General features: G+C 70.0%; 11 protein-coding genes. 6 read left to right on the top strand and 5 right to left on the bottom strand.

Features of this window, described 5'->3' with window-relative positions:
* The first annotated feature begins 48 nt into the window (after positions 1-48).
* Positions 49-1,056, top strand: a complete 1,008-nt coding sequence (locus ACRYRV_RS12405; protein WP_253444410.1) for an amidoligase family protein — start codon at positions 49-51, stop codon at positions 1,054-1,056.
* Positions 1,053-1,733, top strand: coding sequence for a gamma-glutamyl-gamma-aminobutyrate hydrolase family protein (locus ACRYRV_RS12400; protein ID WP_309635448.1), 681 nt, complete (start codon positions 1,053-1,055; stop codon positions 1,731-1,733). Before ACRYRV_RS12405 ends, ACRYRV_RS12400 begins: the two co-directional genes overlap by 4 nt.
* 111 nt (positions 1,734-1,844) lie before the next feature.
* Here the strand turns inward: ACRYRV_RS12400 and ACRYRV_RS12395 are convergent, their stop codons facing one another.
* Complete coding sequence (locus tag ACRYRV_RS12395) at positions 1,845-2,276, bottom strand: OsmC family protein (protein WP_444984954.1); 432 nt, start codon at positions 2,274-2,276, stop codon at positions 1,845-1,847.
* 76 nt (positions 2,277-2,352) lie between these two features.
* Positions 2,353-2,916 carry a DUF1415 domain-containing protein gene (locus ACRYRV_RS12390; RefSeq protein WP_444984955.1) on the bottom strand — a complete coding sequence of 188 codons (564 nt, stop codon included), beginning with the start codon at positions 2,914-2,916 and terminating at the stop codon, positions 2,353-2,355.
* Between the two features lie 75 nt (positions 2,917-2,991).
* Between ACRYRV_RS12390 and ACRYRV_RS12385 the strand changes: the two genes are divergently transcribed.
* Positions 2,992-3,897 (top strand): aldo/keto reductase, encoded by a 906-nt coding sequence (locus tag ACRYRV_RS12385; protein ID WP_444984956.1) that lies wholly within the window; start codon positions 2,992-2,994, stop codon positions 3,895-3,897.
* Between the two features lie 21 nt (positions 3,898-3,918).
* Here the strand turns inward: ACRYRV_RS12385 and nfi are convergent, their stop codons facing one another.
* Complete coding sequence (gene nfi, locus ACRYRV_RS12380) at positions 3,919-4,623, bottom strand: deoxyribonuclease V (RefSeq protein WP_444984957.1); 705 nt, start codon at positions 4,621-4,623, stop codon at positions 3,919-3,921.
* Between the two features lie 74 nt (positions 4,624-4,697).
* Here nfi and ACRYRV_RS12375 point away from each other — a divergent pair, with 74 nt between their 5' ends.
* The 3 genes from ACRYRV_RS12375 to ACRYRV_RS12365 all read left to right on the top strand — a co-directional run bounded on the left by ACRYRV_RS12375 (position 4,698) and on the right by ACRYRV_RS12365 (position 9,824).
* Positions 4,698-6,029 carry an exonuclease SbcCD subunit D gene (locus tag ACRYRV_RS12375; RefSeq protein WP_444984958.1) on the top strand — a complete coding sequence of 444 codons (1,332 nt, stop codon included), beginning with the start codon at positions 4,698-4,700 and terminating at the stop codon, positions 6,027-6,029.
* On the top strand, positions 6,026-9,337 hold the full coding sequence (locus tag ACRYRV_RS12370; protein WP_444984959.1) for an AAA family ATPase: 3,312 nt from the start codon (positions 6,026-6,028) through the stop codon (positions 9,335-9,337). The genes ACRYRV_RS12375 and ACRYRV_RS12370 overlap by 4 nt, the downstream gene beginning before the upstream one ends.
* 76 nt (positions 9,338-9,413) lie before the next feature.
* A complete protein-coding gene (locus ACRYRV_RS12365) occupies positions 9,414-9,824 on the top strand; it encodes a hypothetical protein (RefSeq protein WP_309635442.1) in 411 nt (136 codons plus the stop codon).
* Positions 9,825-9,943: 119 nt separating this feature from the next.
* Here the strand turns inward: ACRYRV_RS12365 and ACRYRV_RS12360 are convergent, their stop codons facing one another.
* Positions 9,944-10,864 carry an SH3 domain-containing protein gene (locus ACRYRV_RS12360; protein ID WP_309635441.1) on the bottom strand — a complete coding sequence of 307 codons (921 nt, stop codon included), beginning with the start codon at positions 10,862-10,864 and terminating at the stop codon, positions 9,944-9,946.
* Positions 10,865-10,987: 123 nt separating this feature from the next.
* Positions 10,988-11,812, bottom strand: a complete 825-nt coding sequence (locus ACRYRV_RS12355; protein WP_309635696.1) for an OmpA family protein — start codon at positions 11,810-11,812, stop codon at positions 10,988-10,990.
* Positions 11,813-11,815 lie beyond the last annotated feature (3 nt).

Genomic DNA, 11,815 nt, shown 5'->3' with positions numbered 1-11,815 from the left:
ATATGTTAGGCTCGACGCGAGCCCATCGGTCACGCACAGGATGCCGCCATGACGCCTCTCCCGCCACCCGAACCCCACAACTCCGCTGGCAAGATTCGCCGCGTCGGGGTCGAGATCGAGTTCGCCGGCCTGCCGCCGCGGGACACCGCCGAGCTGGTCCGCGACCTGTTCGGCGGCGAGATCGTCACCGTCAGCCCCCACCGGCTCAGGGTGGCCGAGACCCGCTGGGGCGAGTTCGTGATCGAGCTCGATACCCAGTATGCCCACCCCGACGCCGAAGTGCTCGATGCGCGGCCCAGGGACGACACCGAGTGGGAGCGCCAGCGCCACCAGATGCGCCTGGACTTCCATACCCGCACCCGGGAGCTGATCGGCGACGTGGTCACCGGGCTCGTGCCCACGGAGATCGTCTGTCCGCCGGTGCCCTGGGACGAGCTCGACGAGCTCGACGCCCTCTTCGACGCCCTGCGCCAGCACGGCGCCAAAGGCACCGATGCCAGCCTGCTCTACGGCTTCGGCCTGCACCTCAACCCCGAGGTGCCGAGCCTCGAGGTGGCGAGCGTGCTGGACCACCTGCGCGCCTATATGCTCACCGCCGAGTGGCTGCGCGAGCAGATCGACGTGGACATCACCCGGGAGGTGCTGCCCCACGCCAACCCCTTCCCCAGGCCCTACGCCCTCAAGGTGCTCGACCCCCGCTATGCGCCGGACCTCGACACTCTGATCGGCGACTACCTGGCGGACAACCCGACCCGCAACCGCGAGCTCGACATGACACCGCTGTTCGCCCACCTGCGTCCGGGCTACCCCCACGAGCTCTTCCGCAACCGGCTGGTCAAGCCGCGCCCCACCTTCCACTACCGGCTGCCCGATGCGCGGCTCTCGGAGCCCGGCTGGGGCTCGGTGGTGGAGTGGAACCGCTGGCTGGAGGTAGAGAAGCTGGCCGCCGACAAGGAGCTGCTGCAGCAGCGCAGCGCGGGCTACGTGGCCAAGCACACCCGCTCGCCGCTGGCCCGGCTATGGCTGCGCATGCGCGGCTGGGCGGGGGCATCGTGAGCGAACCGCGCCCCCTGATCGGTATCACCACCTCCGACGACAAGAGCCAGATCGCCTGGCTCTTCGACTGGTTCGCGGTGTGGCGCCACGGCGGTCGCCCGCTGCGCCTCTCCCCCTCCCGGCCGCTGCCCAAGCGGCTCGACGGGCTGATCATCGGCGGCGGTGACGATATCCAGGCCCACCTCTACGACGCCGAGGTACAGCTGGACGTGCGGGTGGACCCCCAGCGCGACGAGCTGGAGCTGGAGCTGCTCGAGACCTTCATTCCCCGCCGGGTACCGGTGCTCGGCATCTGCCGCGGCGCCCAGCTGATCAACGTCTATCGCGGCGGCACCCTGGACCCGGACATCTACACCACCCATGAGGGGCTCAAGCGACGGCGCACCGTGCTGCCGCGCAAGACTGTGGATATCGTCGGCGCCAGCCGGCTCCACCGTATCCTCGGGGTGAGCTGGTGCCGGATCAACAGCCTGCACCATCAGGCGGTGCAGAAGACCGGCGAAGGGATCGAGATCGTCGCCCGGGATCGGGAAGGGCTGGTGCAGGGCATCGAGTCCCGGGATCACGACTTCCTGATCGGCGTGCAGTGGCACCCGGAGTGGCTGATCTTCAACCGCCCCCAGCAGCGCCTGATTCGCGCCCTGGTCAAGGCCGCCCGCCAGCGCCAGGAGGCCTGACGCCGACGGCCGCCGTGACGACGGCCGCCGTGACGACGGCCGCCGTGGCGACGGCCGCCGTGGCGACGGCCGCCCGAAGGTGGCCGTCGGACCAGCGAGTTCGCCCGAACGCTACCCCTCGAGGCTGGCGTCCAGGGTGATCTCGGCGTTGAGCACCCGGGAGACAGGGCAGCCCCCCTTGGCCTTCTCCGCCGCCTCCTGGAAGGCCGCCTCGTCGGCACCGGGGCTCTTCACTCGGGTGGTGAGATGCACGGCGGTAATGCTGAAGCCGCTGTCGTCCTTCTCAAGGGTGACCGCCGCTTCGGTGGCGATGCGCTCGGGCTCAAGCCCCGCCTCCCCCATGATCATCGACAGCGCCATGGAGAAGCAGCTGGCGTGGGCGGCGGCGATCAGCTCCTCGGGGTTGGTGCCCGGCGCCTCCTCGAAGCGCTGCCCGAAGTTGTAGGGGGTGTCGCTGAGCACCCCGCTGGCGGTGGAGGTCTTGCCCTGGCCCTGCTGCAGGCTGCCCTGCCAGACGGCGCTTCCGGTTCGCTTGATGGTCATGAGGACGGTGACTCCTTTGATCTTGTTTCGTCGCGTTCGACGCTTGGCTTGTCTCGCCAAGGGAGTGTAGTCGGCATCACGCCGAACCGTCACGCAGCCTCGCCAGGGCCTCGGCAAGCGCCGGCTCGCCCAGCGCTCGCATGGCCGCCACGTTGCGCTCGGGGATCCCCTCGGGATCCGGGTAGTGCTCAAGCGCCCGCTCGAGGCCCGCCTCGCGCAGCAGGTGCAGCAGCGGCCAGGGCGAGCGGTTGGTATAGTTGGCCGCGTCCTCCTCACCGGCCCCCTCGAAGCAGTAGTCCGGATGGAAGCTCGCCAGCTGGTAGGTCCCCGCATAGCCCTGGGCCTCCAGCAGCGCCTCGGCCAGGCCCAGGAAGTCCAGGTAGTCGTCGAAGGCTTCGAGGCCCTCGCTCAGCACCAGCAGCGTGGTCTCGACCTCGGGATGAGCATCCAGATGCTCGCATTCGGCGGCCAGGGCGTGCAGGGCGCGCTCCCAGTCGTCGGCGCCCACCTCCACGTAGCGGATGCTGTCACGGGCCACCTCGCGGCCGGCGAAGGGACAGACATTGCGGGCGACCACGAAGGTCTCGACCCAGGCACGGGTGGCGGCCAGGGCCGGGGAGGCAGCGTTGGCGGCAGGCATGGCGGGCTCTCACGGCGGCGGAAACAAGCTGCTATTGTGGCAGAAAAGCCCCCCTTGCACCTTCGAGGAGCCCCCATGCCACTGCCTCCGCCACCCAGCGTCACGCTTCCCGCCACCCCCCACGCGCCCGCCCTGGCGCTGCCCGCCATCGGCCAGGGCACCTGGTACATGGGCGAGGGGCTGGCGCCGCGGAGCGACGAGGTGCGCGCCCTGCAGCACGGCCTGAGCCTGGGGCTCGCCCTGATCGATACCGCCGAGATGTACGCCGACGGTGGCGCCGAGGAGGTGGTCGGCCGCGCCCTGCTGGGCCGGCGGCACGAGGCCTTCCTGGTCTCCAAGGTCTACCCCTGGAACGCCGGGCGCGACGCGGCCATCGCCGCCTGCGAGGCGAGCCTCGAACGCCTGGGCACCGACTACCTGGACCTCTACCTGCTGCACTGGCCCGGCGAGATCCCGCTGGAGGAGACCCTGGAGGCCTTCGAGCGGCTGCGCGAGGCGGGCAAGATCCGCCGCTTCGGCGTCTCCAACTTCGACGTGGACGAGATGGCCAACCTCCACGCCCTGCCCGGCGGCGAGGCCTGCGCGGTCAACCAGGTGCTCTACCACCTGGGCTCCCGGGGCATCGAGCACGCGCTGCTGCCCTGGCAGCGTGCCCGCGGCATTCCCACCATGGCCTACTGCCCCCTGGCTCAGGGGGGGCAGCTGCGCCGGGAGCTGCTCACCCACCCGGAACTGCTGGAGGTCGCCTCCGGCCTCGGCATCACCCCCACCCAGCTGCTGCTGGCCTGGGCGATCCGCCCCGTCGCCGACCCGCAGGGCGAGCGCCGCCGGGACGTCATCGCCATCCCCAAGGCCACCGGCCTCGAGCACGTGGAGCAGAACGCCAGGGTTCTCGAGATCGCCCTGACCGACGAGGCCCTGGAGCGCCTCGACGCCGCCTTCCCCGCCCCCGACCGCAAGACGCCGCTGGATATTGTCTAAGTTTCCCTCAGGGTCAGACCCTTAAATAAAATTAGCAGCCTGACCCCGCCGGGAGGCCAGGCGGTCGGCCAGCCGGGTCGGCTCCGGCAGCTTGGTGCGCCCGAGGCAGCCCACCACCCAACGGAGCGCGGTGGCAAGCGACACCCGGTGCCCCGGCGAGACGAAGAGCGGCTTGACGCCGACCCGGGAGCGCAGCACGGCGCCGATCAGCTCGTCGTCGGGGCCGTCGGTGAGCGGCGTCCAGTCGCCCCGCGCGGGCCCCGGCTCCCCGTGGCGCCCGCAGAGCCGCGACTTGGCCACCCCGATGGTCGGCAGGTCGAGCCACAGCCCCAGGTGGCTGGCCACGCCGAGCCGGCGCGGATGGGCAACGCCCTGGCCGTCCACCATGACGAGGTCTGGCCGCCGGCTCAGCTGCCCGAAGGCGCCCAGCGCCGCCGGCACCTCGCGGAAGGAGAGCAGCCCCGGGATATAGGGCATCCGCGTCGGCTCGCGATGCACCACCTGCTCCACCACCTCGAAGGCCCCCGGTGCCCGGGGCGGCCAGGCCAGCACCACCGCCGCCGCCCGGGTGATCGTCCCGCCCTGCTCGAAGCCGATATCCACTCCGGCGATATGGCGCACCTCGCCCAGGCGGTCCTCCCGCTCCACGCGCCCGGCCAGGCGCTTCTGCAGGGCGATGGCCTCCGCCGGAGAGAGGTTCCAGTCATGAAGGAAAACGCTGGGCATGGGGGCTCCTGAACAGCCGCTTGCGAGTGGCGTAGACTATCGCCTTCCGGATACCGGCAGGAAGGGAGACCACCATGAAGCTGATCCATACCGCCGACTGGCACCTGGGCCAGACGTTCCACGGCCAGGAGCGCCATGCCGAGCACCGCGCCTTTCTCGCCTGGCTGCTAGACACCCTGGTGGAGCGCCAGGCCGACGCCCTGCTGGTGGCCGGGGATATCTTCGACGTGGTCAACCCCTCGCTTGCCGCCCAGGAGCTGCTCTACGACTTTATCGTCGCCGCCCACGAGCGGCTGCCGCGCCTCGACATGGTGCTGATCGCCGGCAACCACGACAGCGGGAACCGCGTCGAACTGCCGGCCCCGCTGATGCGCCGCCTGCGCACCCACGCCCTGGGCCGGGTGGGCTGGCTGGACGACGGCCGCCTGGACGCCGACCGCCTGCTGGTCCCCCTCACCGACGCCGCCGGCGAGACCCGCGCCTGGTGCCTGGCGCTGCCCTTCCTGCGCCCCGCCGAGGTGACCGGTGCGGCCCTGGTGAAGGAGGAAGCGTCGCCCGCCCCCGACGACGTCCCCGACGCTCCTGCTTCGAATACCACCGCTTCGAATGACTATGTGGCCGGCATCAGCCGGGTGCACCGCCAGCTGGTCGAGGCGGCACTCCAGCGCCGCCACCCCGGCCAGGCCCTGGTGGCCATGAGCCACGCCCACCTCCACGGCGCGGCGGTCTCCGAGGCCAGCGAGCGGCCCATCGTGATCGGCGGCGAGGAATCGATCTCCGCCGCCCTCTTCCCCGCCGAGATCGCCTACGTGGCCCTGGGCCACCTGCACCGGGCCCAGCAGGTGGGCGAGGCGCGTATCCGCTACAGCGGCAGCCCCCTGCCCCTGGACTTCAGCGAGGTGGACTACGCCCACCAGGTGGTGGAGGTGCACCTCGACGGCGAGACCCTGAGCGAGGCGCGGCCGATTCCCGTGCCGCGCCCGGTGGCCATGTGGCGTATCGGCCCCGCCCCCCTGGCGGAGGTGCTGGCCGCCCTCGAGGCCCTGGAGGATGACCCCGCCCTCGAGCGCGAGCGCTGGCCCTGGCTGGAGGTGCGGGTCGAGCTCGAGGCCCCCATTCCCGACCTGCGCGCCCGGGTGGACGCCGCCCTGGCGGGCAAGGCGGTGCGCCTGCTGCGCCTGGAGCGCCGCCTGCCCCGGGGAGAAGACGCCACGGCGCCGGCCAGGATGGAGCTGGAGGCCCTGGGCCCCCGCAAGCTCTTCGCCCTGACCTGGGAGGAGCGCTGGAAGGCCCCCCCGGACGACGACGTGCTGGCCGACTTCGACCGCCTGCGCCAGGAGGTGCTGGACGGTGACGCCCTGAATGACGCCCAGGGCCCAAACCACTGCCAGGAGGCCCGCCCATGAGGATCCTCGCCCTGCGCCTGGCCAACCTGGCCTCCCTGCCCGGCCCGCTGGCGCTCGACTTCACCGCGCCGCCGCTCAGCGACGCCGGCCTCTTCGCCATCACCGGCCCCACCGGCGCCGGCAAGAGCACCCTGCTCGACGCCCTCTGCCTGGCGCTCTACGGCAGCACCCCGCGGCTGCGCCTGGCGCCCAGCCGGGACAGCCAGATCGACGACACCCCGGACTCCCGCCTTACCACCAGCGATGCCCGCACCCTGCTGCGCCGCGGCACCGCCAGCGGCTATGCCGAGGTGGACTTCCTGGGCCGGGACGGCCGCCGCTATCGCGCCCGCTGGGCGGTGCGCCGCGCCCGGGAGAAGGCCAGCGGCCGCCTGCAGGCCGCGGAGCAGTCCCTGCGCGACCTCGACGCCGACCGGCTGCTGACCACCCAGAAGCGGGAGTTCGACCGCCTGCTGCCGGAGCGGCTGGGGCTCGGCTTCGAGCAGTTCACCCGGGCCGTGCTGCTGGCCCAGAGCGAGTTCGCCGCCTTCCTCAAGGCCGACGACAACGCCCGAAGCGACCTGCTGGAGCGCCTCACCGGCACCGAGGAGTACTCGCGGATCTCGCAAGCCGCCTTCCGCCGCGCCGGCGAGGCGAAGCGCGCCGTGGAGGCCCTGGAGGCGAAGCTCGCCGACGACCTGCCCTCCGAGCCCGAGGCCCGCGCCGAGCTCGAGCGCGCCGCCGAGGCTACCCAGCAAGCCCTCACTCACCTGCAGGGCCGGGCAGAGTCGCTTCACTCCCGACAGCTCTGGCTCGACGACGATGCTCGCCTCCAGGCGGCCCACGCCGAGGGCCTGACACGGCAACAGGCCGCAGAAGCCGCCTGGCAGGCCCTGGCCTCCCAGCGCACCGAGCAGGAGTGGCGCCGACAGATCGCTCCCCAGCGCCACGCCCTGCGCCGCCAGGCCGAGCTGCCGGAAGAGATCGCCAGCCGGGAGAGCGCCCTGGCGTCGACTCGCCAGGCGCTGGCCGAGGCCGAGGCCAAGACCCGGGGGGCCGCGGCCGCCCACGACCGGACGAGCAGCGCCCTGGAGGCAGCCAGCGCGGCTCGCCGCCAGGCGGAGCCCGCCCTCAACGAGGCCAGGACGCAGCAGCATGCCCTGAGCCAGCGCGGGCGCGAACTGGCCGAGCTGGAAACCCAGTTGACCACGGCCAGGGAGCAGGCCGCCCGTCTCCAGGCCGAATACCATCGGGCCCGCGACGACCAGCAGCAGCGCCAGGCCGAACAGCGCCAATGGCAGGAAACCCTGGCCGAGCTGGTGGGCGAGCACTCACACCACCACGCCGCTCGCCAGGCCGTTCAAGCGGCCCAGGAGGCGGCCGCCACTCGCTACCTGGCCCTGGGCGAACTGCAGGCCGCCTGGCACGAGGCCCGCCAGGCCGAGCAGGCCCACCATACCCTGGCGGCGCGCCTTGCCGAGGCCGAGGCGCAGCTGGCCACCCTGACCCGGGACGGCCAGGCCGCCCGCCGGCAGCTCGAACAGTGCCAGGCCCAACGGGATAGCCTCGAGGCCTTTATCGCCCAGGCCCGGGCCGCCCGAAGCGAGAGCGTGGCCACCCTGCGCGACGCCCTGCGAGAGGGCGAGCCCTGCCCGGTCTGCGGCGGCCTCGACCACCCCTGGCGCCAGCAGCCGCCCGCCAGCCCCGAGGCGGCCCAGCTCGCCGCCCAGCAGGCCGAGGAGGAGCAAGCGCTCACTGCAGCGCGCCAGGCCCAGGAGGCGGCGCTGAACGCCCATCAGGAGCTGCAGGCCCGGTACAAGGTCGCCCGGGATACCCGCCAGCAGCTGCAGGCGGAGCAGCCGGCCGTCCGAGCGAGGTGGGAAGCGGCGCGCCAGGCCCTGGCGGCCCATCCCCTGCACCCGGAGCTGGCCGCCCTGGCCGCCGAGGAGCGCGAGGCCTGGCTGAGCCGGCAGCGCGAGCAGAGCCTCGCGCAGCGCAACGCTCACCGGGAGCACCTGGAGCGGCTGCAGCGGGCCGAGGCCGAGCTGGCCCCCCTGGAGGCTTCCCTGCACCAGGGTGAGCTGGCGCTCACTCGCCTGGCATCGGAGAAGGCCAGCGCCGAGAAGCCGCTGGCCGAGCTGGAGGCGCGCCTGCCGGAGCGTCAGCGCCAGCGCGACGAGAGCGAGCGGGCCCTGCGCGCCCTGCTCGGCGACCACGCCACGCCGGAGGCCTGGCAGGAGCGTCTGGACGCCGCCGAGACCCAGGCCCGCCAGGCCCGGGATAGCGCCCTCACCCGCCGGCACGACGCCGAGCGGGAGCAGCAGCGTCTCGCCCAGCGGCTCGCGCACCAGGAGGAACAGCTCACCGCCCTGCAGCAGGAGCGGGACCGGCTCGCCCGATCCCTGGCCGAGTGGCGCGGGCATCACCCCGAGCTGGATGACGCTACCCTGGCGCGGCTGCTGGCCCAGAGCGACGACGAGGCCCGCCGGCAGGAGCGTGCGATCGAGGCGGCCGAGGCAGAGCGCCAGCGCGCCGCCGCCACCCTGGCCGAACGCCGCGAGGCCCTGCTGCGCCACCGCCGCGGCCAGGGCTTGATCGAAGGGGTGCAAGAAGAGAGCGACGAGGCGCTGCTCGCCGAGGCACTGGGCGAGCCCCTGCGCCAGCGCCGGGAGGCTCTCGTTCAGGCCCTGGAGGCCCTGGCACCAGAGCTGGCCCAGGCCCAGCGGGCCCGGGACGCCGCCGCCTTTGCGCTGGCCGACGACGACCGCCGCCGTGAGCGCCAGCGAACGGGGCAGGCCGAGCTGGAAGCGGCACGTGGCGAGTACCGCCGCTGGGGCCGGATCAGCGAGCTGATCGGCTCCGCCGACGGCAAGACGTTCCGGCGCATCGCCCAGGCCTACAACCTGGAGCAGCTGCTGGAGCACGCCAACGCTCACCTGGCCGGCCTCAGCCGACGCTATCGGCTCTGCCGCGGCGGCAGCGAGCTGGGCCTGCTGGTGATGGACCTGGACATGGCCGACGAGAAGCGCTCGGTGCACTCGCTCTCCGGCGGCGAAACCTTCCTGGTCTCCCTGGCGCTGGCCCTGGGGCTCGCCTCCATGGCCTCCGGAGAGCTCACCATCGAGTCGCTCTTTATCGACGAGGGGTTCGGCAGCCTCGACCCCCAGTCGCTGGCCCTGGCCATGGAGGCCCTGGACGGCCTTCAGGCGCTGGGCCGCCGGGTGGGGGTGATCTCCCACGTCCAGGAGATGCATGAGCGCATCCCGGTACAGATACAGGTGGAGCCCCTGGGCAACGGCACCAGCCGGGCGAAACTGATCAGCGCCTGACCGGTCGAACCCTTGACCGCGGAGACGGCACGGCGCAGAATTGATAATAGTTCTTGTTTTCAGGAAGGAGTTCTTCATGCATGCAGAAAAGCCCAAGGCCTACTATATGGCGGTTTTCCTGCAGGTCTCCTTCCGGGCCATCAAGAACTCCATGGCCGGCAAGGCCAGCGACAGCATGCCCTGCTGGCTCGACACCAGGATGCTGATGATGCTCTCCCGGGAGCTGAGGGAGTGCCAGACGCTGGCCAGCGACAGCGATGAGGCCGAGCGGGCCCTGGTCCCGGCGATCGAAGCGTGCGACGCCCTGCTCGAGCGCTGCCCGGGCGGGCTGGACTCCTCCCACTGCCACCGGCATCTGGCCGTTATCCTCGACGCCCTGCAGCACGCCATCGAGGCGCTGCCTCAGCAGGCCCCGGCGCCCTCCCCCGCCAGCCGCTGGGAATATGCCCGTCAGCAGATTCGCGCCGGCTTCCAGCGCCGTCTCTGAGAGGCCTTCCCCCTGCCTGTGGGCCGGAGAATGACTGCCCCGACAATGTCCGCACCAGGACCAATACATGAAGTAGCGACACTGGCAACCTTCTGTTGGCCCGACTGCTTTTCACGGCCTCACTGGATCAGGCTGGAAGAGATCCATCCCAGGTGTGGTTCTCCCTGTACCTCGAAGTAGACCTGGCTCCAACCATCGCCTGCACCGAGAACATACACCCTCTCACCCCGTGAAAGCTGCGTCAGCGGGGCATGTTGAGTACCGGCACCGGAGCGGATATTTACACGGCTGCCCGCAATCTGCTTACTCTGCAGGTTCGACAGGCTGGCCTTGATGTTCTCCTTGGCAACATCATTTCCGTTGCGTGCCGCGGTGGTGAACCAGAAGACTGCCCATGCATGGTTGCGCTCCACGCCTCGCCCCCTGGCATGGAGGGCACCCAGGTTATTCTGTGCCATGGCGTCCCCCTGCCTCGCCGCCAGACTGAAGTACTCGAAGGCACGTGAGAAATCCTGGTCAACACCTCTCCCGTTTTCATACAGGCTGCCAATATTGTTCTGCGCTGGAGCGTGCCCCTGGTCGGCTGCCTGCTCAAACCGACGTGCCGCTACTGCGGCATCCTCCCGGACACCAAACCCTTCCAGATACATCAGCCCCAGTTGAAACTGGGCAGCCGCATGGCCTGAGTCGGCCGCACGCTCCAGCCATTCGGCGGCGTCTTCCGGCCCACGATTTTCAATGCGCCCGCTCAGAAAAAGCTCAGCCACCCTGACCTGTGCATCAATTATCCCATTATCTGCGGCTAGCCTGTACCACTTGTAGGCGTCACCCAGGCTCTCTCGAACACCGCTACCAGTTTCGAACATCCTTCCCAGGGCAAACTGCGACTCACCGTCGCCTCGTTCGGCAGCCTCCCTCCACTCATGCACCGCCGATGCGAAATTTCCCTGACGAAACTCGACAAGCCCTGCTTCGTGATCGGCATACACAAAGGCGCTAGCCCCGAGCAACGCCACTCCCAGCCAAGACTTCACTCTCATTGGATCTCTGCCCTAAACAAAACACCGGCATGCCTGAGCATGCCGGGTACTGGTCAACATGATTAAGCAACCCATCAGCGCCAAGCTCCCAACGCCGATGGCCTCTGGACGGGATATCCGCTGTCAGTGCGTGAGCTCGCGAGTCGTGATCTCCACACGGCGATTAGGCCGCAGGCAATCAGTCACGCTTTGCGTGGCCACTGCACCTGGACACTCGACCACCGGATCGGCGGCACCACGCCCGAAGGTATGAATGTTACTCCGGTTGATGCCTCGATTGGCGAGATAGTCTGCCACCGTATCTGCTCGAGACTGCGAAAGCTTCAGGTTATAGGCTTCGCTTCCAAAGCGGTCTGTGTAGCCGACAATCGTCATGCCAGGAGATTCGAAATCGTGATGCGCCGACTGCGCCACACGCTCAAGCGCGCGACGGCCTTCCAACGTTAGCTCATCGCTGTCGAAATCGAACAGCACGTCACCGGAAAGCACCAGCGTCTCGCCTTCTTTATTCTCGATTTTATCCTCGACGGACACCAGCAGCTCCGGGCACTGAGCATCGCGCCAGCGGGTACTCTCCAGCACCATATCATCATCAAACGCTACCTGGTATTGGCAAGTAATGTAGTCTCCCCCCACTTCTTCCGTGTACAGGTTGAATACATAGTTCCACTCGCTAACTCCAAAGAAACCCTCGCTGAAGTGGGGGTTGCCTATCAGCTGGCGCACCTGATCCTTGGACTGCCCCTCGCGAATGCGCAGGATGCTATTCGGTTCAATGAAACGGCCACCGTCATACCAGTTGCCATCCAGCGCGGGGAAACCATCCCCCGCTTCGCGGATCTCCGTGCGGTCGTTGCTCGGTGGGCTGGCACAGCCCGCCACTATCGTAACGCCGGCGATGCCGGCGGCCCAGAGGGCCGCCTTGAACACCGAGTGAGAGTTCAACATTTT

This window comes from Halomonas mongoliensis (assembly GCF_052496345.1).
This window is presented reverse-complemented; position numbering and strand designations above follow the sequence as displayed.